Source organism: Flavobacterium sp. WC2416 (assembly GCF_041200095.1).
In the GTDB taxonomy this organism is placed as follows: domain Bacteria; phylum Bacteroidota; class Bacteroidia; order Flavobacteriales; family Flavobacteriaceae; genus Flavobacterium.
Genome location: NZ_CP165626.1, coordinates 3,452,271 through 3,473,013 on the forward strand (window position 1 = coordinate 3,452,271; position 20,743 = coordinate 3,473,013).

Consider the following 20,743-nt stretch of genomic DNA (forward strand, 5'->3'; position numbering starts at 1 on the left):
ATGATTAATGAAACCATTAAAAAAAACGGGGTCACTTTTGGAGTAATAACAGGTATTGGTTCAGCATTAATCACAACCTTAATATACACTATTGATTTAGAATTATTTACTTCTTGGTGGGTAGGTTTATTAAGCATGGCTTTTTATCTTGTTATTGCGATAGTTTTACTTTCGAAAACAAAAAAAGACCTAAACGGTATACTTACCTTTAAAGACGCCTTTACAACTTATTTTATTTCAGCTTTAATAGGTATCTTAATTTCATTAACTTTCAATATCATCTTGTTTAACTTTATAGATCCGTCGGCTAAAGATGCTATAAAAGAATTGACCATTAAATATATGGTAAAAACTATGGCTAAATTTAATGCTCCAGCATCTACAGTGAATGAGGCAATAAAGAACTTGCAAGAAAACGATCAGTTCTCTATAGTAGGATTATTAAAAGGATCACTTACAAATATAGTTTTCATTACCATCTTTGGTTTAATTATGGCCGCCTTTTTTAAATCAAAATCGACATCACAAGAATAACATAAATGAATTTATCCATACTCATACCCCTTCTCAACGAAGAGGAATCGCTTACTGAATTGTACACTTGGATCATAAAAGTGATGCAGGCAAACAATTATACTTATGAAATTATTTTTCTAGATGATGGAAGTACAGATAACTCTTGGTCAATTATAGAGCAATTTGCTACCGAAAACTCTAATGTAAAAGGAATTCGTTTCATGAGAAATTTTGGTAAATCACAGGCTTTACATGCTGGGTTTGCTAAAGCTCAAGGAGATGTTATCATTACGATGGATGCCGATTTACAAGATAGTCCAGAAGAAATTCCAGGTCTATATAATATGATAACTAGTCAAAATTTTGATTTGGTTTCCGGTTGGAAAAAGAAACGCTACGATTCAGTCGTTGCAAAAAATCTTCCATCTAAATTATTCAATTGGGCCGCTAGAAAAACTTCGGGTGTGGAATTGAATGATTTCAATTGTGGATTGAAAGCATACAAAAACATTGTAGTAAAAAACATTGAAGTTTCGGGTGAAATGCACCGCTATATTCCCGTTCTGGCAAAGAATGCTGGTTTTGGAAAAATTGGCGAAAAAGTGGTGCAACACCAAGCTAGAAAATATGGTGAGACTAAATTTGGAATGGAGCGTTTTATTAATGGTTTCCTAGATTTAATTACTATTTGGTTTCTATCTCGATTTGGGAAAAGACCAATGCATTTATTTGGAGCGATGGGTTCATTGATGTTCATCATTGGTTTCATGCTTGCTGGTTATATTGGAATATCAAAACTATACCATATGTACAATAACATGCGTTATAGTTTAGTGACTGATAATCCATGGTTTTTTATTGCTTTAACAACAATGGTTTTGGGAACTCAGCTGTTTTTGGCTGGTTTTCTGGGCGAAATTATTTTGCGTACAAAAAGCAACGAGGGACGTTATAAAATATCTAGTCAAGTTAATTTATAATAGGACCTAGCCCTGATAGCAGTGAAAATCCTTTATGTTTTTCCTTTAAAAACATAAAGATTGAAACGAATAGCAGGATGTAGCTCCAAAAAAAAAGAGCTCTTTTAAAACTAAAACTAAAAACTAAAATATGGATATTAAACAAAACATTCTAGATGCTGTGAATGAATGGTTAACACCAACATTTGACAACACGACTCAAGAAGCTATTAAAGAAATGATGGCGACATCACCTAAGGAACTAGAAGAGAGTTTTTATAAAAGTCTTGAATTCGGAACCGGCGGAATGCGCGGTGTTATGGGCGTAGGAAATAACCGTATCAATAAATATACACTTGGAAAAAGTACTCAAGGGCTTTCGGATTATTTACATACTTCATTTCCTAACCAACCTATAAAAGCGGTTATTGCGTATGACTGTCGTCATAATAGTGATACACTTGCTAAGGTGGTTGCTGATGTTTTCTCGGCAAATGGAATTCATGTTTATTTGTTTTCAAGTTTAAGACCAACACCAGAACTGTCATTTGCACTTAAACATTTAGGTTGCCAATGCGGAATTGTCCTTACTGCTTCTCACAATCCACCTGAATACAATGGATACAAAGTGTATTGGGAAGATGGTGGCCAAATTGTCCCACCGGAAGATGAGGGAATCATCAATGTTATTGAGAATTTAAATTACAACCAAATCAAATTTACTGCAAATGAAGATTTGATAGAATATATAGATACTGAAGTTGACGCCGCTTTTATTAAATCGACTATCGAAAATGCGAGTTTTGGTACTTCGGCTGTTGCCAAAGAAAATTTAAATATCGTATTTACTTCTTTACACGGTACATCAATCACTCTTGTTCCCGATACTTTCGAGCAAGCTGGTTATCCAAATGTACATATTGTTGAGGAACAAAGAGTTCCAAATGGTGATTTCCCAACGGTAAAATCTCCTAATCCAGAAGAACCAGAAGCATTAGCAATGGCATTAGCATTAGCAGACAAAACAAATTCTGATATTGTAATAGGAACTGATCCAGATTGCGATAGATTGGGTGTTGCTGTTCGTGATAATGAAGGCAAAATGACTTTGCTGAATGGAAATCAAACAATGATTTTGATGACTGCATTTTTACTAGAACAATGGAAAAAAGCAGGAAAAATCAATGGAAAACAATTTGTAGGTTCTACAATTGTTTCTACTCCTATGATTATGGAATTGGCATCGGCTTATGGTGTACAATTTAAAGTAGGTTTGACTGGTTTTAAATGGATTGCCAAAATGATAAAAGATTTCCCTGAACTACAATTCATTGGTGGTGGAGAGGAAAGTTTTGGATACATGGTTGGTGATGCTGTTCGTGATAAAGATGCTGTTGCAGCTACTTTATTAATATGCGAAGTGGCAGCGCAAGCAAAAGAAAAAGGAAGCACTGTTTATAAAGAATTACTACAACTTTATGTAGAACACGGTTTTTACAAAGAACATTTGATTTCTATCACTAAAAAAGGGATGGAAGGTTTAGCCGAAATCAATCAAATGATGGTTTCTATGCGTGAGAATCCAGTTAAAGAAATTAATGGACAAAGAGTAATCATGTTAGAAGATTACAAATCATCTGTTGCCAAAAACTTACTTACAGGCGAAGAAGATATCATGGATATGCCAAAAGCAGATGTATTAATTTATTACACTGAAGATGGATCTAAAATTTGCGCTAGACCAAGTGGAACCGAACCTAAAATAAAATTCTACATCAGTGTAAATACAGAACTAGATGCTGTTGAAAACTTCGATAAAGTAGAAGCTTCATTGAATGAAAAAATAAAAAATATTATTGCAGCGATGCAATTGAACTAATTGTATACAACTCCATTTTTCTCACAGACCCGACAGGCTTTAAAATTTGTCGGGTCTTAATGGTAAAAAAAACTTAAATGAATAATTTTAAAAAAATATTTTCTTTTGTAATTCCTTATAAAAAGTACGCCTATCTCAACATTTTTTTTAATGTTTTATATGCACTTTTCAGCACGCTTTCTTTTATGTCATTGATCCCCATGATGCAGGTCTTATTTGACCAAACAAAAAGAAATACTGTCGAACCCACTTATACTGGAATTGGTGAATTCAAACAATTTGCTGAGGATTATTTAAGTTATTATATTACCAATACCACCGATACTCTTGGTGTAGGTCACACCCTATCCATTATGGTTGCCGTGATTATCTCGATCTTTTTACTAAAAAACTTGAGTGATTATCTAGCCTTGTTTTTTATTACCTTTTTAAGAAATGGAATCTTGAAAGACATGCGTAATGCGATGTACAAAAAAACGATCGATTTGCCTTTGGCTTTTTTCTCTGAGAAAAGAAAAGGAGATGTTATTTCAAGAATATCAGCTGATGTCAATGAGGTACAAACTTCTTTCTTATCTATTTTAGAACTTGCAGTAAAAGAGCCATTAACGATTGTATTTACGATAATTGCAATGCTTACCATAAGTACTAAATTGACCTTGTTTGTATTTATTTTTATTCCCGTATCTGGTTATGTCATTTCCCTTATTGGAAAACAGTTAAAAAAACAATCTACTAAAGCACAAGAAGAACAAGGAGTATTTTTATCGACTATCGAAGAAACACTGGGCGGATTGAAAGTAGTAAAAGGATACAATTCTGAAAAGTACTTTAATCAAATATTCACAGCATCTACACAACGCTTTTTTAAATTATCAAACAGCATTGGCAACCGACAAAACCTAGCTTCACCAATGAGTGAATTTATGGGAATTATGGTTATTGCTATTTTATTATGGTATGGAGGAAATATGGTTTTGATCGAAAAAACCTTAAACGGCGCTTCTTTTATTGCTTATATGGGATTAGCATATAACATTTTAACTCCAGCAAAATCAATCTCAAAAGCATCTTATAGCATCAAAAAAGGGAATGCCGCAGCCGATAGAATTTTGGAAATCTTAGAACAAGAAAATGCTATTAAAAGTAAAAAAGACGCAGTAGAAAAAAATACATTTGAATCGAATATTTCTATCAAAAACATCAATTTCAAATACGAAGATGAAATTGTATTAAAAGACTTTTCACTACAAGTAAAAAAAGGGCAAACAGTAGCGCTTGTTGGACAATCTGGAAGTGGAAAAAGTACCATTGCCAATTTGCTGACTCGTTTTTATGATGTAAACGACGGTACAATAGACATTGACGGTATTAATATTAAAGACATGAATCTTCAGTCTTTGCGAGGTTTAATGGGATTAGTTACTCAAGATAGCATTTTGTTTAATGACACTATAAAAGCAAACATTTCACTAGGAAAATTAGACGCTACAAATGATGAAATCATTGAAGCGCTGAAAATTGCCAATGCGTATGAATTTGTACAAGATTTACCAAAAGGAATACATACGAATATAGGAGACAGCGGAAACAAACTTTCTGGTGGTCAAAAACAACGTTTATCGATTGCGAGAGCGGTATTGAAAAACCCTCCAATCATGATTTTGGATGAAGCGACATCAGCATTGGATACTGAAAGCGAAAAATTCGTACAAGTTGCTCTAGAAAACATGATGCAAAACCGAACTTCGATAGTTATTGCACACCGTCTTTCAACCATTCAAAAAGCAGATCTAATTGTGGTAATGCAAAAGGGAAAAATTGTTGAACAAGGTAAACATGAAGAACTTATTGCTTTAAATGGTATGTATAACAAATTGGTAACTATGCAATCTTTTGAATGATGCACTTAAATCACTAAATTTGATTTAAGGATTTACAGTATATTAAAATTAAAAATCTTTAAATTAAAAAATGTACCACAGTAACCCAAATATCAATCTTACCGAAGACCTTGACACTATTGTCTGGAAATATTTAGATTTATCCAAGTTTTTAGACTTATTGATGTCTAAAAAGCTATTCATGTCACGGTCAGATAAATTTGAAGATCAGTATGAAGGTACCTTCAGTGAACCTACATACGAAGAAATAAAAAGATTATCGATAGACAACCCTGATTTTCTAAAATATTACAAAACGCATCGTGAAAAAGTAGCTATTAGTAGTTGGCATATTAACGAATATGAATCATTTGCTATGTGGCAAATTTTCACACAAAACAGTGAAGGACTAGCCATTCAATCTACTATAGGGAGACTACAAAATGCACTTGGGCCCGAAAATAATTACAAACAGTATATTGGTGAAGTAAATTATATTGACTACAAAAAAGAATACATTCCTTTTGACGATATGTTTTTCCCATTTTTATTTAAAAGAAAAAGCTTTCAGTACGAACGTGAGGTGCGCATCATAACTGATGTTGCCGACAGTAAAATCATCTTAAATGATGGGCTAAAAATAAGCGTTGACATCAATCAATTGATTGAAAAAATCTATATACATCCAAAATCGGAAAATTGGTATAAAAATCTAGTGATTCAACTGGTAAAGCAACTTGATTTTAACTTTACAATCGAAAAATCAGATCTTGAAAGTGATATTTTAATTTAGCTTTTAATTATATTGGCTGATAACTTGACACTTTCCATTCGTTGTTTGACAAATCTACATAATTGTAATGTACTACATCATTTTTATCAAATTGTCCATTCTTATTAGTATCCTCTACTGTTCTAAAGTACAAACGGTTTTTTGATTCGATTAAACTCCAGTCTATTAATTCCTGAAAATCAGGAGATATTTTAGTGAAACGAGCGCCGCTAATCTCACTAAGGTATAAGGATTTGATATCGCTAGTATCTAATTTTCCATCTCTATTGGTATCTATGTCATACATGGTATACACCATAATTTGCTTTTTAGCTCTATCAGAAACTGCTTTTAGGTAAGTAGCAGTTAAAATCAAAGCAGGCTTATCAGTTAAAGCATGAATCGAATCAGAATCTGTTTTTTGAAATTTTAAGTTTTGCAAATAACCGGTAATTTCATTCTCTCCATAATTAGAAATGGTAAAACTTAAATCGATCACACTCGAAGAGCCATAACGTGCTTTCGTTCCTCTTTCATACACTCGCAAGTCTCCCACAGGATGAATTAAATAATCCGTTCCTTCCATTTGAATAGGTAAATCAGAAAGCGCGACTTGAGTAGAATCTACTTTAGTCATTTCTTTCCCTTTATTGGCAGAATCATAAATTACCTTCGGCTTCTCTACCTCATCTTTACAACTTGTTAAAAGTAAAACCGAAATGCCTATTAATGCTATATGTAATCTTTTCATAATCATGTACTATTAAAATAAAACCAAATGTAATCAATTTTAAAAATGCTTTTTATAATTAAATCCAATTTATGTCATAAATTGATCGAATAACTATAAGACATCAACCGTTCGTCATTATAATTTAGCACTTAACTTTACATTAAACACCCTAGTGGTCATATAATTTGGAATCGCATATTCATTTTTAGAATACACATCTCGAACCCAAGTATTCGTTATCGCATTTTGATTATTAAACAAATTAAATATTTCTAATCCTATTGCGAGTTCCTTGAAATTCCCAAACCAATTTTTATACTGATTTCCAGCATTGTTATCAATAAAAACTTTAGAAAAACCTATGTCTACTCTGCGATAATCATTCAATCTATTTTGATACAAATAAGGATCAGCATACGAAGGAGAACCTCCTGGTAATCCCGTATTGTAAACTAAATTCAAATACAATTTCACACTAGGAATATTGGGCATATAATCCTGAAATAGCATTCCAAATTTTAGCCTTTGATCAGTTGGTCTCGCAATATACCCTTTATTTTCACTATTCTCTTCGGTTTTTAAATAACCAAAACTCAACCACGACTCAGTACCAGGAACAAATTCTCCATTCAAGCGAAGATCTAAACCTTGCGCATATCCTTTAGCCACATTTGAAGCAGCATAACGTATTCTTACATTGTCTATTGTATAGGTATTTACATCCGTCAGTGATTTATAATACATTTCAGAAACTAATTTAAAAGGACGTTCCCACATTTTAAAACTAAAATCATTTCCTACTACAAAATGAACCGATTGTTGTGCCTTAACATTAGGATGCACTATTCCGTCAGCATCCCTAAGTTCTCTATAAAAAGGAGGTTGCTGATATACACCTCCAGAAACCCTAAAAACCATATCTTTTTTCCAGTAGGGTTTAATGGCAATTTGCGCTCTTGGGCTAACAGTAAACTGGTCATTTCCTTTTTCCAATGCACCTTGAACGTCCCAACTATGCATACGAACACCTGCATTTAACCAAACCTCTGTCTGTCCAATATTGCCTTTTCTACTCCATTGCCCATAGCCCGAAAAACGATTAATTGTATTAAAATTAGTTGCTCTCACATTTTGATAAGGAACTAGTGGTCCAGTATATGAAGAATAGGGCTGGTCATTCTTAGGCAGGTCAATAATTGGCTGATTAATCGAAAAACCAGCAGAGTCAATGACTTCCCATTCTACCACTCGGTCCCGAATTGATTCACGAGTGTATTTTGCTCCCCATTCCAATTGATTTTTTTTCCAATCATAAAATCCTTTCACTTCTGCATTAACAATCAAAGCGTCCAAATCATTTCTAGCATGATTGAGTTGGGATCCGATTCCTTCCGTATAAGAGACATCTCCATACGAATCTGAACCAATAGTCGAGTCTACAGCTCCTAATCGATATTGCGCAAAAATGTCAAAATATTCTTGTTCCAAAGTGTGAAAAATAGACCCAATAAATTTCAGGGTTAATTTATCTGTAGCTTTAAATGTTGATTTAAAAGCACCAAAATAAGTATCATATCGATCTTTTTCTTGCCCTTCATAATAGACAGTCAGTGCCATAGGCTTGTCTATTGTTCCAAATTTAGTTTGACGTGTTAATGGCTGGTAAACATATTTATTTTGTGAAATATTTCCTAGAAAACTCCACTGCCATTTGGCCGAAGCCTGATAATTAATATTCGTTTGAATATCAGCAAATGTTGGAGTATAATTGGTTTGTGTATCTTGGCTTTTAACCAAAAGACTATTGTTTCGATAACGAACCCCTGTAATTGCCGACCACTTTTTATTCTTAGAAACTGCGTCAACAGATAAGCTTCCGCCAAGAAAACTAGCTTCAAGTGAAGCGCCAAACTTTGTAGGCTTGCGATAGGTAATATCTAAAACGGATGATAATTTATCTCCAAATTTTGCTTGAAAACCACCAGCTGAAAATTCTACATTTTGAACTAAATCAGTATTAGTAAAACTCAATCCTTCTTGCTGACCGGAACGAATAAGAAATGGACGATAAATTTCAATTTCATTGACATAAACTAAATTCTCATCATAATTTCCACCACGAACGGCATACTGAGTACTCAATTCATTATTCGAATTTACGCCTGGCAGTGTTTTTAATATTGATTCAATTCCAGCATTAGCTCCTGGTATGTTCTTAATTATTTCCGGTTCAATTACAGTTATTCCTTGAACCTGCTTCTTATTGTTATTAGTCACAATAATCTCCCCCATTTGTTCTTGCTGGTCACTCATAACCAAGTTGAACACTTGTTCTTCATTTTCTTTTAAAATTAGCAAAAGTGTTGCTTTTTTTAATGAAACATGGCTAAATACTAATGTTACTTTTTGATTGGCAGGAATAATAATTAGATAAAAACCTTGAGCATTAGACTGAGTACTGCGGCCTGAACAGAACACATTAACATCATCTACGGGCTTATTATTCTTATCGAGAATAACCCCTTTTACTCGCGAAGTTTGAGCAAAAGAAGACCATCCTGTCCAAAATAAAATCCAAACAAAAAATATTTTTTTGATATTCAAGCTGTCGATATATTATTATTTTTGACTTCTAAAAAAATGAGTCTCAAAGGTAGTTGAATTTCCTACATTATCTACCACCACCACTTTTAAATCATTAGCACCTTCAGCTACGACACCATCACTAAAATTATGAGTGATTTTTTTTGTTTTGTTGTCGTATTCAAATAAAATCCAATTTCCGTTTAAGTATCCATTATACGATTTTATACCTGAACCATAATCATTTATCGAAAGCTGAATCGTATTTTGAGCACTTATCCATTTCCCTTCAATAGGATTCGCAATAGAAATTGTTGGTGGTACGGTATCCATTTTCAAAGCGTATTTGCCTAATGATCTCACTTTGGCAGTGAATACATTATCTTTTCTTTGAGTTGCATTATAACCTACTCTCCCATTATCAATATCGGCAATAAAAACTTTTCCTTTTTGCTCCTCAGAAAAAGAACTGTCTTCAATAGTAATAGTAAAACTAGAAAAAACAGGAACAGAGTCGTCGTGAAGATACAGAGTATCCCCCTTTACATCAAAGTTCATATTAAAATCCTCAAAAAAAGTTCCAGCTGGAAAGAAAACCGACATATTATTTTTTGAAAAAATATTGTCTTTATTCACTTTTACAAAATAATTAGAAACGACTGGTTCCCTATCTACTATAGTTGCCGATACATCATAACTAATAGGTATGTTGACTACATTTTTATTTCCAAAAAAATCAGAAACTTCAATGCGATAAATAGAGGCCAAGTTTGGCGCAACATTTATGACACCATTATTCTCATCTGTCTTTATAATACTTAATTTATAAGGATTGACCATAAATAATTTCTGAACCCTTTGCGATGTTTTTTTATACCTCGAATAATCAATCAAAGCATTTACATAACGCATTTCATCAAAAGAATAGGTGTCAAATTGATAACCAAACGTAGGCTTCCCATTAAGATAGGTTTGCACTTTATAAATTCCATTTTTATTAAATGAAACATTATCATAATCATCCGCGGTGACACCAAAACCAATTTTACCATTTGCAACCACTTTATTTGCTAAATAGGTACCGTCTTTTTGTAGAGATAAATTAAGAAGCAAAGGTCGCTTCGATTGATTCACAACCGTTTTATTATCCACTGGATAAACGTAAACAGCTGATAATAGTGGTTTTTTAGTATCCTTTAAGTATTTATCAAAACCAAACAGTAAAGGGTTTATAATTTTTTCGGTTTTGCTGTCGCGAAATTCAAAATGCAAATGGGGCCCTTCCGAAGAACCTGTATTACCAGAAAGAGCAATTGTTTGCCCTTTTTTCACCGTTAGTTCATTTGGCTTTAAGAACAATTCAATCTCAAAAGCTTGTTCCTTATAATGTCCTTTTTTTATATAACTCTCAATTTCATCTGTTGCTTTTTGCAAGTGACAATATACCGAAGTAAAACCATTCGGATGCGTAATATAAATTGCTTTTCCATTCCCAAAAGTGGAAATTTTTATTCTAGAAACATACCCATCTGCAACAGCATGAACCTCTAAACCTTCTCTTTGCAAGGTTTTAAAATCAAAACCAGCATGAAAATGATTGGGTCTCAGCTCCCCAAAATTACCAGATAACTGCACTGGAATATCTATAGGCAGACTAAAATAATCTTTTGGATACTCATTTTGTCCAAAAACAGAACCCGAAAATAATAGAAAATAAATAAAAAATCTCATGACTTACATTTTTGCTAAGGTAAAAAAACTAATTGCTTTCGCTTTATAAAAAAACACAAATCGTAACCAATTACATTACAACAATTTGATTATTTTCTAATAAAAAAACAAATAAAATATTGTAATAATAAAAAGTAATACTAAATTTGTAATATTAAGTAATGAATAGGATATATAATGAGTGTAATTGCAGAAATAATTGATACTCTTGAAAATAAAGTTGTAAAACTAGTTCTAAAAATACAAAATTTAGAACAAAAAACTCAAGAATTACAGGTCGATTTAACAAAATCTGCACAAATCATACAAACTCAGTTAACTGAGATTGAAGCGTTAAAAGCGCAATATGAGACACTTAAAATTGCCAACTCATTACTGGGCAGTGACGATAATAAAAGAGATACAAAGCTTAAAATAAATTCATTAATTCGTGAAATTGATTACTGTATAGCACAACTATCAGATTAGTAAAAAATATGGACGAAAAGCTTAAAATTAAAATATCAATCGCAGACAGAGTATACCCCTTAACTGTGGAACTGTCTCAGGAGGAAGGACTTAGGAGTGCTTCTAAGAAAATTGATGTAATGATGAAGCAGTTTGAAGAAAATTATGCCGTTCGAGATAAGCAAGATGTATTAGCCATGTGCGCTTTACAATTTGCTTCTCAAGTAGAACAAAAACAAATTGACAACGCTATTAATGGGGAAGAAACCATTGAAAGAATTAAAAAAATCAATGCGCTTTTAGATCAATATCTCGATAATTAAACGTTCTTTACAGAAACTAAGATACTGCCTACATTAGTTCACATTTGGTAAACTCAACACTAACAATTTAGAATGAGCAAATCATCGTTACTATAGCAAGCCAATTCAGTTTGGAAGCTTGAACAACGAGTTAGCTCAAAACTTGTCTTTTCGAGTTTATTCAATCAGCCTAATGTAGGCTTTTTTATATATAAATTTTAACAAACATGGACATATTAACGATCGTCATTTCAGGAATAATAGGTATTGCGGGAGGTTTTGGGATAGCCAAAATCATAGAAAAGAGCAATATTTCAAATTTAATTAAAAATGCTAAAAAAGAAGCATCATCAATTTTAAAAGACGCTAATCTAGAGGCTGAAAACATAAAAAAAGATAAAATTCTGCAAGCCAAAGAGAAATTTATCGAATTAAAATCAGAACACGAACAAGTCATTTTATCTCGAGATAAAAAAGTAGCAGAAGTAGAAAAAAGAATTCGTGACAAAGAATCTCAAATTTCTAACGAACTATCAAAAGCTAAAAAAGTAAATGATGATTTCGAATCAAAATCAGCTGAATTTTCATCTAAAATTGAAGTTTTAGATAAAAAGCAAGCCGAAGTTGAGAAAATGCACAAAAGCCAACTGCAACAACTGGAAGTAATTTCTGGTTTATCTGCAGAGGAAGCGAAAAGTCAATTAGTTGAAGGTCTAAAAGCAGAAGCAAAAAGCCAAGCAATGGGACACATTCAAGATACTATTGAAGAGGCAAAATTAACTGCACAACAAGAAGCCAAAAAAATAATCATCAACACCATTCAAAGAGTTGGTACTGAAGAAGCAGTTGAAAACTGTGTTTCTGTATTTAACATTGAGTCAGATGACGTTAAAGGTAGAATCATTGGTCGTGAAGGTAGAAATATTAGAGCACTTGAGGCTGCAACTGGAGTTGAAATCATTGTAGATGACACACCAGAAGCGATCATCCTTTCTTGTTTTGACCCAGTACGTAGAGAAATTGCCCGTTTGGCTTTGCATAAATTAGTAACAGACGGTCGTATCCACCCAGCACGAATTGAAGAAGTTGTTGCTAAAACTGCTAAACAAATTGATGATGAAATTATTGAAGTTGGTAAACGTACAGTTATTGACCTAGGAATTCACGGTTTACACCCTGAATTAATTAAGGTAGTAGGACGTATGAAATACCGTTCTTCTTATGGTCAAAACTTACTACAACACTCCCGTGAAGTTTCTAAGCTTTGTGGAATCATGGCAGCTGAATTAGGACTTAACGTAAAGTTAGCTAAGAGAGCAGGTTTATTGCATGATATTGGAAAAGTACCAGATGCAGAAAGTGACTTACCTCACGCCTTATTAGGAATGCAATGGGCAGAGAAATATGGCGAAAAAGAAGAAGTTTGTAATGCAATTGGTGCACACCACGATGAAATAGAAATGAAATCTCTTTTATCTCCAATCATTCAAGTTTGTGATGCTATATCTGGAGCAAGACCTGGAGCAAGAAGACAAGTTTTAGACTCTTACATTCAACGTTTAAAAGATCTAGAAGAAGTAGCTTACGGATTTACTGGAGTTAAAAATGCTTATGCCATTCAAGCGGGTAGAGAATTACGTGTGATAGTAGAGAGTGAAAAAGTTTCTGATGACAATGCAGCTACTTTATCTTTTGAAATTTCACAAAAAATACAAACAGAGATGACTTATCCTGGTCAAGTAAAAGTTACTGTAATTAGAGAAACAAGAGCGGTAAATATCGCTAAATAATATATAAAATACGCTTTATTACAATTGCGGTATGATTCACTTATATGGATCATACCGCATTTTTTTTTAGATTGTCTATACACAGCAAATAGTGAAATTCAGACTCCTATTTTCTGGGATGGAAATTATTAATGACTTCCGACAAAAATTTACGATCTAAATGCAAATATATTTCCGTTGTAGTAATCGATTCATGACCTAACATCAATTGAATAGAACGCAAATCAGCACCATTTTCTAATAGATGAGTTGCAAAAGAATGACGAAAGGTATGTGGACTTATCTTTTTATTTAATTTTACCTTTAAAGCCAAATCTTTAATAATTGTAAAAATCATCGCCCGTGTGAGCTGACTTCCTCGCCTATTCAAAAATAAAGTGTCTCCAAAACCTTTTTTTATATTGATATGAATTCGAATTGTGTTTTTATAAAGTTCAATATATTTTTTTGATAAATCACCAATAGGAACAAAACGCTGTTTATTCCCTTTACCCGTTATTTTGATAAATCCTTCTTCGAAAAATAAATCAGAAATTTTCAACGCAACCAATTCAGACACCCGAAGACCACAACCATAAAGCAATTCTAGCATTGCTCTATTACGCTCTCCTTCATTAGAAGTTAAGTCGATGGCCGCAATAAGAGAATCTATTTCAACAACGGATAATGTATCAGGTAATTTCCTACCTGTTTTAGGAGTTTCAATAAGTTCTAAAGGATTGTCTGCGCGGTAATCTTCAAATATTAAATACCCAAAAAAACTTTTAAGTCCTGAAATTATTCGTGCTTGTGAACGCGCATTAACTTGACCTGAAATGGTATAGATAAAGTGTTGAATTGTTTCTTCACTAATTTTTATAGGAGAAACTTCAATTCCGTTTGTTTCAAGATACAAACACAGTCTTTCAATATCGAAAGAATAATTCTGTATCGTATTACTTGACAGTCCTCGTTCAATTTTCAAATACGATTGAAAGTTTTTTATATAATTATTCCAACTCATAAATACAAAGTAAGCCTTTTATTTAATACAAAAACCTTCCAAAATTGGAAGGTTTTCAATAATATTTAAAATTTTAAAATTTATACCCTACAGCTATTTGAAACACGGAGTTTTTCGACTCTTTTTCCCCAGGGCCTATATTTTCTTGCAACCTTAATAAGCCCAAATCATAACGAACACCAAATATGAAATTTTTAGTAATATCATAATTAGCTCCAAAATCCACACTAATATCCGTTGTTTTAAAGAATTCTTTAACATCCACTCCCTCCGATTTTGCAGAAATTAAAAAACTAACTTGTGGCCCCAATTCAATGCTAAAAGAATCGGCAACATAGTATTTTGCCAAAATTGGAATGTTTATATAATCCAGTTTTAACTCCATACCTTCCGATTTTACTCCTTGACCAGAATACAAAACTTCTGGCTGAATAGCAAACTTATCGCCAATCATAAATTCACCAAAAACACCTCCTTCAAATCCAACTAACGCTTTTGAATTATCAACGTGGGTAACTGTTGCAATATTCAGACCTGCCTTAATACCAAAAGACATTTCTTTTTTATCCTGTGCATTATTGCTAGTTATTATAAATAACACTGCAATTGTAAAAATAATTTTCTTCATGATTTTAATATTTAAAATTAGAATATCAAAGTTAAATAACTAATAACTAAAAAGTTAATAACAATAATTAAACTCGTTGATAATCAACAAGTTACGACTAAAAACAACAAAATAAGACTTTTAATACTTTTATACTTACATTATTTTCATACTAGATCGAAAGCCCATATAGAAAAAACAGCCACACATTTAAAAAATAAGCTTATAATTTTGACATAAAAACAAATAATATTACAATAACTATTACATAAAAGAGTTCTAAATTGCTCGATATAAACAGACATTAATATTAAAACAATAACTTATGAAAAAATCAATTTTGATTGGGCTATTTTTCTTCGCCTTATCTAATAACGTAGAGGCACAATTAGTAAAATTCGGAATTAAAGCAGGGGTAAATTATGCAAATTTCGAAGGGTCAGACATACAAACTGACGCGATAACTAGTTACCACGCTGGTCTTGTAGCAGAAATTAAACTTGTGGATAGTTTCTCAATACAACCCGAATTACTTTATTCTACTCAAGGAGCAACATATAAAAATGCTGGAACTGAGTTCAAAAATGAATTAGGTTACTTATCCATTCCCGTTTTGGCTAAAATTCATTTAAATAAATTTGTCAGTCTTGATCTTGGACCACAAGCTTCTTTTTTATTAAGTGAAAGGAATAATTTTGATGTAAGTAATGCTGAAACATTTGAATTTGCAGCAGTAGGAGGTTTAGGAGTTAATCTAACAAAAAGCATCTTCTTACAAGGACGTTATGTTTTAGGTCTTACAGAAGTCTCAAAAGAAGCTCAAACAAAAAACTCAGTAGTTCAAGTATCAGTTGGTTTTCTTTTCTAGAAAGTGAATCAAAACTAATTTTATCAAAACCGTTTCATAATTGGAACGGTTTATTTATTTTTACAAAAACATAAATTATGAAAATTAGTATTGTCAACGGTCCGAATCTTAATTTATTAGGAAAACGTGAACCAGAAGTGTATGGAAGTCTAACTTTTGAAGAATACTTTACTAGTTTACAAATTAAATTTCCAACAATAGAGTTCAGTTATTTCCAAAGCAATATTGAAGGAGAACTGATTGATAAAATCCAAGAATTTGGCTTTACTTACGACGGAATAATACTTAATGCAGGTGCTTATACTCACACCTCTATAGGAATTGGAGATGCTATTAAAGCAATAACAACACCCGTGGTAGAGGTACATATTTCAAATACTTTTTCACGCGAGAGTTTTAGACACCAATCTTATATTTCAGGAAATGCAAAAGGAGTTATATTAGGTTTTGGCTTAAAAAGTTACGAACTAGCTATCCAATCTTTTCTATAATTAGTCTAAACCTGATAATGGGGCTCTACATGAATTAAAACATGCCCCAATTCAGGAATTTCTGTTCGTAAAGTATCTTTTAATTTATGAGCCAAATCATGTCCTTCTCTAACTGAGATAGTTCCATCAACTATAGCATGAAGATCGACATGGTATTTCATTCCTGCCTTACGAATAAAACACTTTTCTGTATCAATAATACCTTCTACCTGTGAAGAAACTTTTCTTATTTCTTCAATTAAGTCATCATTCAAATGCTCGTCCATTATTTCACCAAGGGCAGGTCTAAAGATAAGATAGCTATTATATAAAATAAAACCTGAGGCAAAAAGTGCAGCCCAATCATCAGCAGATTCATATCCTTTTCCTAAAATTAAAGCAATTGATATACCTATAAAAGCAGCTATAGAGGTTATTGCATCTGACCGATGATGCCAAGCATCTGCTTTCAATGAAGAGCTATTTGTTTCAATACTTCTTTTCATTACCAACCGAAAAGAATACTCTTTCCAAATAATTATGGCACCCAAAACAAATAAAGTCCAAGACTTAGGCAAATCATGTGCTATTTGAATATTTATGATACTTTCATATGCAATAATAGTAGCCGATGTAATCAAGAAACCAACTACTAAAAAAGTGACAAGAGGCTCAGCACGACCATGACCATAAGGGTGATTTTTATCTGCTGGCTTATTTGAATATTTAATTCCAAATAGCACTAAAAATGAAGCAAATATATCCGTTGTCGATTCAATTGCATCTGCAATCAAAGCATATGAATTTCCAAAAAAACCTGCTAAGCCCTTAATTATTGCTAAACAAGTATTTCCAATAATACTAAAATAAGTAGCTTTTATTGCTTTCTCTTCGTGTGACATTTTAATTTTTTAATTAAAAAATCGCTTAAATAAAATCTCTTTAATGAATGCAAAAAGATTTATTTAAACGATTAAAATAGGAATTATTATATTTATTCTACACGAACTATATTAGCTCCGATTGCTCTCAATCGTTCGTCGATTCTTTCATATCCACGATCGATTTGCTCAATATTTTGAATAGTACTAGTTCCTTTACCAGAAAGAGCTGCAATTAATAAAGAAATTCCAGCACGAATATCTGGTGAAGACATTGTTGTAGCTTTCAATTGAGATTTAAAATCATGCCCCATAACAACTGCTCTGTGCGGATCACATAACATGATTTTTGCTCCCATATCAATTAGTTTATCCACGAAGAACAAACGGCTTTCAAACATTTTTTGATGAATTAACACATCTCCTTTGGCTTGAGTAGCAACTACTAAAACGATACTCAATAAATCAGGAGTAAATCCTGGCCAAGGCGCATCTGCAATGGTAAGAATAGAACCATCAATATCTGTTTTAATTTCGTATCCATCTTCATGAGCAGGAATATAAATATCATCCCCTTTACGCTCCAATGTAATTCCTAGTTTTCTAAAAGTATTTGGAATAACACCTAGATTGTCCCAACTCACATTTTTAATTGTAATTTCACTTCTAGTCATAGCAGCTAGTCCAATCCAGCTTCCTATCTCAATCATATCAGGCAAAATTCTATGCTCACAACCACCAAGTGCTTCCACACCTTCAATAGACAATAAATTAGATCCAACTCCAGTTATTTTTGCTCCCATGGAGTTTAACATCTTACAAAGTTGTTGCAAATAAGGTTCACAAGCAGCATTATATACCGTTGTTTTTCCTTTGGCTAAAACTGCTGCCATTACAATATTTGCAGTTCCAGTTACTGAAGCTTCATCAAGTAACATATCTGTACCAATTAAACCATTTTTAGCTTCAACACCATAAAAATGATCTTCACGATTGTAACGAAATTTTGCTCCTAAATTAATAAAACCTTCAAAATGAGTATCTAATCTTCTACGTCCTATTTTATCTCCACCTGGTTTTGGGATATATCCTTTTCCAAAACGAGCCAAAAGTGGACCTACAATCATGATAGAACCACGTAATGAACCGCCCTCTTTCTTAAATGCTTCGGTTTCCAGATAACCAATATTCACATCATCTGCTTGAAAAGTATAAGAACCTGCCCCGTTTTTTTGAATTTTAACTCCTAGATTACCTAATAACGTAATAAGTTTATTAATATCAATAATATCTGGAATGTTGTTTATAGTTACTTCTTCAGGCGTCAAAAGTACAGCACACAAAATTTGTAATGCTTCATTTTTTGCTCCTTGTGGAGTAATTTCTCCTTTTAAACGTATGCCTCCTTCTATTTTGAAAATTCCCATATGATATTATTATTAGTTTTATATATAATTTAAGATACTACTGCCATCTAGCTGATGAATATTATCAAACCAAATTTAGCTACTTGATATCTTATTTCTGATTGTTATTATTATTTTTTATGTACGGTTTTGATTTACCTGTTTTCGCATTTTTATTGCTTTGAATTTTTGGTTGACCAGCAGGAGTAATTTTATTAGATATTCGCTTATTAGTCCTTAATAAATCAGTCGTATTTAAAAGTTCCTCCGTACTTTGAAGCATATTCAATTTACCGTCGGATAACTCATACAAATGTTCAAAAATAACATCGTCTTTCACGGTATCTTTGTTCCAACTTAAATATGATTTTTTCATGTGATTGGCAATGACTTTTACCAATGCATTTTTCATATCCCCATCTTCCCATTTATTGGCAACATCAATCATATATTTAATATTGTTACCGTAATACCTGTATTTTGGAAAATTTTGAGGGTATTTTAAAACATCCGGTTTCAATTGCAAAACTTCACGCGAAGGTATTGGGTAAGGAGATTCAACATCTAATCTAAAATCAGACATAATAAAAAGTTGATCCCATAATTTGTGCTGAAAATCCAATACATCACGCAAATGAGGATTTAAACTACCCATTACTTGAATAATATACTTTGCTGCTTTATTGCGCTCTTCCACATCAACAATTGCTGTAGCTTGATCAATTAGTTTCTGTAAATGACGTCCGTATTCAGGAATAATCAAATGCGATCTTTCGGCATTATATTCTAAATGATGCACAACATCATTAGCATTTTCTTTTTGATACTTTGAATTCATATGTGAATTATTTTGAGGCTTTTCAATACAACAATAGATGTGCAAACAAAACTGTTTACAATACACATTGTTATTTGATATTTATAATGAAACGATACCTTTAATAGTAGAGACTTCTAGGTATTTATCAATAATTTCTTGAGAATCTTTAACCTGAACATCAACTGATATACTGGTAAATTTACCTGTTTTTGATTTTGTCGTTTTAATAACCGCTCCCATGCAATCAAAAGCAAATTCTACACGTTCAACATTGTCATTTTCAGTTGGAACAATAAATTTAAATAAGTACAAAGCAGGCCAAGTATTACTCATGTCCAACTCTACTTTTAATCTATCATAAAATTCTTCGGTCTTCTTATCCATTTTTTAATTAAAATTAAAGCAAATATACGGTTTCAAATGTAATTTATGAATTATGGATTATTAATTTTTCTTAAAAACTATAATTTTAATGATAATGATTTTTTCAAATTCCAATAAGTTTAAGTAAGTTTGCGCCTTATTTCTAAAAAGTGCAAAAAGAAATCATAGTAATTATAGGTGGTCCAGGAACTGGGAAAAGTACGCTAATTGAAGGATTAAAAGCAAAAGGTTTTTGTTGTTATCCTGAAATTTCAAGGGAAGTTACTTTGGAGGCCAAAAAGCAAGGAATTGAACAATTATTTCTTGAAAAACCACTATTATTTAGTGAACTCCTTCTTGAAGGAAGAAAAAAGCAGTTCACAAACGCACAAAACGAACCACATGACATTGTTTTCATTGACCGTGGTATTCCTGATGTATTGGCTTATATGCACTATATTGGAGACAGTTACCCCGCATCTTTTGATGCAATCTGTAGAGAACATGTCTATTCGAAAATTTTCATTCTTCCGCCTTGGGAGGAGATTTACATAAGTGACGAAGCACGTTATGAAAACTACGAACAAGCAAAATTAATTCAGGATCATCTTATTGAAACATACCAAGGGTATGGATACAATCTTATTGAAGTACCAAAGGAAACGGTAGATAAAAGAATTCTTTTTATATTAGACAAAATTTCTAATTAATTCGTAATTTAATTTCTGAA

20 protein-coding genes and 1 other RNA gene are annotated in these 20,743 nt (G+C 32.4%); 12 read left to right on the top strand and 9 right to left on the bottom strand.

The genetic code is table 11. The features are described 5' to 3' along the window. The 5 genes from AB3G39_RS14620 to AB3G39_RS14640 all read left to right on the top strand — a co-directional run bounded on the left by AB3G39_RS14620 (position 1) and on the right by AB3G39_RS14640 (position 6,030). Positions 1-534, top strand: coding sequence for a DUF4199 domain-containing protein (locus tag AB3G39_RS14620; protein ID WP_367773933.1), 534 nt, complete (start codon positions 1-3; stop codon positions 532-534). Between the two features lie 5 nt (positions 535-539). Then, positions 540-1,496, top strand: coding sequence for a glycosyltransferase family 2 protein (locus tag AB3G39_RS14625; RefSeq protein WP_369765541.1), 957 nt, complete (start codon positions 540-542; stop codon positions 1,494-1,496). A gap of 130 nt (positions 1,497-1,626) precedes the next feature. Continuing rightward, a complete protein-coding gene (locus AB3G39_RS14630) occupies positions 1,627-3,354 on the top strand; it encodes a phospho-sugar mutase (RefSeq protein ID WP_369765542.1) in 1,728 nt (575 codons plus the stop codon). 77 nt (positions 3,355-3,431) lie between these two features. Beyond that, positions 3,432-5,258 carry an ABC transporter ATP-binding protein gene (locus tag AB3G39_RS14635; RefSeq protein ID WP_369765543.1) on the top strand — a complete coding sequence of 609 codons (1,827 nt, stop codon included), beginning with the start codon at positions 3,432-3,434 and terminating at the stop codon, positions 5,256-5,258. A gap of 70 nt (positions 5,259-5,328) precedes the next feature. Continuing rightward, positions 5,329-6,030 (top strand): hypothetical protein, encoded by a 702-nt coding sequence (locus tag AB3G39_RS14640; RefSeq protein WP_367757641.1) that lies wholly within the window; start codon positions 5,329-5,331, stop codon positions 6,028-6,030. Between the two features lie 7 nt (positions 6,031-6,037). Here AB3G39_RS14640 and AB3G39_RS14645 read toward each other — a convergent pair whose 3' ends face one another. The 3 genes from AB3G39_RS14645 to AB3G39_RS14655 all read right to left on the bottom strand — a co-directional run bounded on the left by AB3G39_RS14645 (position 6,038) and on the right by AB3G39_RS14655 (position 11,056). Continuing rightward, the gene (locus AB3G39_RS14645; RefSeq protein WP_369753300.1) at positions 6,038-6,760 is read right to left on the bottom strand and encodes a hypothetical protein; all 723 of its coding nucleotides are present in this window, start codon (positions 6,758-6,760) and stop codon (positions 6,038-6,040) included. A 117-nt stretch (positions 6,761-6,877) separates the two neighbouring features. Further along, positions 6,878-9,346 carry a carboxypeptidase-like regulatory domain-containing protein gene (locus AB3G39_RS14650; RefSeq protein WP_369765545.1) on the bottom strand — a complete coding sequence of 823 codons (2,469 nt, stop codon included), beginning with the start codon at positions 9,344-9,346 and terminating at the stop codon, positions 6,878-6,880. 15 nt (positions 9,347-9,361) lie between these two features. Then, the gene (locus tag AB3G39_RS14655; RefSeq protein WP_369769444.1) at positions 9,362-11,056 is read right to left on the bottom strand and encodes a M23 family metallopeptidase; all 1,695 of its coding nucleotides are present in this window, start codon (positions 11,054-11,056) and stop codon (positions 9,362-9,364) included. A 177-nt stretch (positions 11,057-11,233) separates the two neighbouring features. Here AB3G39_RS14655 and AB3G39_RS14660 point away from each other — a divergent pair, with 177 nt between their 5' ends. From AB3G39_RS14660 to rny, 4 genes are all read left to right on the top strand, one after another. Then, complete coding sequence (locus tag AB3G39_RS14660) at positions 11,234-11,524, top strand: hypothetical protein (protein ID WP_369769445.1); 291 nt, start codon at positions 11,234-11,236, stop codon at positions 11,522-11,524. Positions 11,525-11,532: 8 nt separating this feature from the next. Continuing rightward, positions 11,533-11,826: a cell division protein ZapA gene (locus AB3G39_RS14665; RefSeq protein ID WP_367757631.1), complete on the top strand. Its 294-nt coding sequence runs from the start codon at positions 11,533-11,535 to the stop codon at positions 11,824-11,826. Between the two features lie 51 nt (positions 11,827-11,877). Next, positions 11,878-11,984: non-coding RNA, 6S RNA (gene ssrS, locus AB3G39_RS14670), on the top strand. A 48-nt stretch (positions 11,985-12,032) separates the two neighbouring features. Continuing rightward, positions 12,033-13,595: a ribonuclease Y gene (rny, locus tag AB3G39_RS14675; protein ID WP_367757629.1), complete on the top strand. Its 1,563-nt coding sequence runs from the start codon at positions 12,033-12,035 to the stop codon at positions 13,593-13,595. Positions 13,596-13,701: 106 nt separating this feature from the next. Here the strand turns inward: rny and xerA are convergent, their stop codons facing one another. Both xerA and AB3G39_RS14685 read right to left on the bottom strand, forming a co-directional pair. After that, positions 13,702-14,598: a site-specific tyrosine recombinase/integron integrase gene (xerA, locus tag AB3G39_RS14680; RefSeq protein ID WP_369769446.1), complete on the bottom strand. Its 897-nt coding sequence runs from the start codon at positions 14,596-14,598 to the stop codon at positions 13,702-13,704. 73 nt (positions 14,599-14,671) lie between these two features. Next, positions 14,672-15,226 (bottom strand): porin family protein, encoded by a 555-nt coding sequence (locus AB3G39_RS14685; RefSeq protein WP_367757625.1) that lies wholly within the window; start codon positions 15,224-15,226, stop codon positions 14,672-14,674. A 304-nt stretch (positions 15,227-15,530) separates the two neighbouring features. On the opposite strand from AB3G39_RS14685, the gene AB3G39_RS14690 reads away from it, so the two are divergent. Together AB3G39_RS14690 and aroQ are read left to right on the top strand one after the other, a co-directional pair. Beyond that, entirely contained in the window at positions 15,531-16,073 is a 543-nt protein-coding gene (locus AB3G39_RS14690) for a porin family protein (RefSeq protein ID WP_367757623.1), read from the top strand. Between the two features lie 77 nt (positions 16,074-16,150). Continuing rightward, entirely contained in the window at positions 16,151-16,564 is a 414-nt protein-coding gene (aroQ, locus tag AB3G39_RS14695; RefSeq protein ID WP_367757621.1) for a type II 3-dehydroquinate dehydratase, read from the top strand. A 5-nt stretch (positions 16,565-16,569) separates the two neighbouring features. Here aroQ and AB3G39_RS14700 read toward each other — a convergent pair whose 3' ends face one another. The 4 genes from AB3G39_RS14700 to AB3G39_RS14715 form a co-directional block, all read right to left on the bottom strand. Then, positions 16,570-17,445: a cation diffusion facilitator family transporter gene (locus AB3G39_RS14700; RefSeq protein ID WP_367757619.1), complete on the bottom strand. Its 876-nt coding sequence runs from the start codon at positions 17,443-17,445 to the stop codon at positions 16,570-16,572. Positions 17,446-17,537: 92 nt separating this feature from the next. After that, complete coding sequence (gene murA / locus AB3G39_RS14705; RefSeq protein WP_367757617.1) at positions 17,538-18,851, bottom strand: UDP-N-acetylglucosamine 1-carboxyvinyltransferase; 1,314 nt, start codon at positions 18,849-18,851, stop codon at positions 17,538-17,540. A gap of 91 nt (positions 18,852-18,942) precedes the next feature. Beyond that, a complete protein-coding gene (locus tag AB3G39_RS14710; protein ID WP_367757615.1) occupies positions 18,943-19,668 on the bottom strand; it encodes a DUF4290 domain-containing protein in 726 nt (241 codons plus the stop codon). 81 nt (positions 19,669-19,749) lie between these two features. Then, a complete protein-coding gene (locus tag AB3G39_RS14715; RefSeq protein WP_367757613.1) occupies positions 19,750-20,034 on the bottom strand; it encodes a DUF493 family protein in 285 nt (94 codons plus the stop codon). A gap of 149 nt (positions 20,035-20,183) precedes the next feature. Here AB3G39_RS14715 and AB3G39_RS14720 point away from each other — a divergent pair, with 149 nt between their 5' ends. Continuing rightward, a complete protein-coding gene (locus AB3G39_RS14720; RefSeq protein WP_367757611.1) occupies positions 20,184-20,723 on the top strand; it encodes an AAA family ATPase in 540 nt (179 codons plus the stop codon). Positions 20,724-20,743 lie beyond the last annotated feature (20 nt).

Bases quoted from the DNA above. Each gene is read 5' to 3' on its own strand.
- xerA (WP_369769446.1), bottom strand. From the start codon at position 14,598: ATGAGTTGGAATAATTATATAAAAAACTTTCAATCGTATTTGAAAATT.
- AB3G39_RS14710 (WP_367757615.1), bottom strand. From the start codon at position 19,668: ATGAATTCAAAGTATCAAAAAGAAAATGCTAATGATGTTGTGCATCAT.
- AB3G39_RS14715 (WP_367757613.1), bottom strand. From the start codon at position 20,034: ATGGATAAGAAGACCGAAGAATTTTATGATAGATTAAAAGTAGAGTTG.
- AB3G39_RS14635 (WP_369765543.1), top strand. From the start codon at position 3,432: ATGAATAATTTTAAAAAAATATTTTCTTTTGTAATTCCTTATAAAAAG.
- AB3G39_RS14625 (WP_369765541.1), top strand. From the start codon at position 540: ATGAATTTATCCATACTCATACCCCTTCTCAACGAAGAGGAATCGCTT.
- AB3G39_RS14630 (WP_369765542.1), top strand. From the start codon at position 1,627: ATGGATATTAAACAAAACATTCTAGATGCTGTGAATGAATGGTTAACA.
- AB3G39_RS14660 (WP_369769445.1), top strand. From the start codon at position 11,234: ATGAGTGTAATTGCAGAAATAATTGATACTCTTGAAAATAAAGTTGTA.
- aroQ (WP_367757621.1), top strand. From the start codon at position 16,151: ATGAAAATTAGTATTGTCAACGGTCCGAATCTTAATTTATTAGGAAAA.
- AB3G39_RS14640 (WP_367757641.1), top strand. From the start codon at position 5,329: ATGTACCACAGTAACCCAAATATCAATCTTACCGAAGACCTTGACACT.
- murA (WP_367757617.1), bottom strand. From the start codon at position 18,851: ATGGGAATTTTCAAAATAGAAGGAGGCATACGTTTAAAAGGAGAAATT.
- AB3G39_RS14685 (WP_367757625.1), bottom strand. From the start codon at position 15,226: ATGAAGAAAATTATTTTTACAATTGCAGTGTTATTTATAATAACTAGC.
- AB3G39_RS14700 (WP_367757619.1), bottom strand. From the start codon at position 17,445: ATGTCACACGAAGAGAAAGCAATAAAAGCTACTTATTTTAGTATTATT.
- AB3G39_RS14620 (WP_367773933.1), top strand. From the start codon at position 1: ATGATTAATGAAACCATTAAAAAAAACGGGGTCACTTTTGGAGTAATA.
- AB3G39_RS14665 (WP_367757631.1), top strand. From the start codon at position 11,533: ATGGACGAAAAGCTTAAAATTAAAATATCAATCGCAGACAGAGTATAC.
- rny (WP_367757629.1), top strand. From the start codon at position 12,033: ATGGACATATTAACGATCGTCATTTCAGGAATAATAGGTATTGCGGGA.
- AB3G39_RS14655 (WP_369769444.1), bottom strand. From the start codon at position 11,056: ATGAGATTTTTTATTTATTTTCTATTATTTTCGGGTTCTGTTTTTGGA.
- AB3G39_RS14645 (WP_369753300.1), bottom strand. From the start codon at position 6,760: ATGAAAAGATTACATATAGCATTAATAGGCATTTCGGTTTTACTTTTA.
- AB3G39_RS14690 (WP_367757623.1), top strand. From the start codon at position 15,531: ATGAAAAAATCAATTTTGATTGGGCTATTTTTCTTCGCCTTATCTAAT.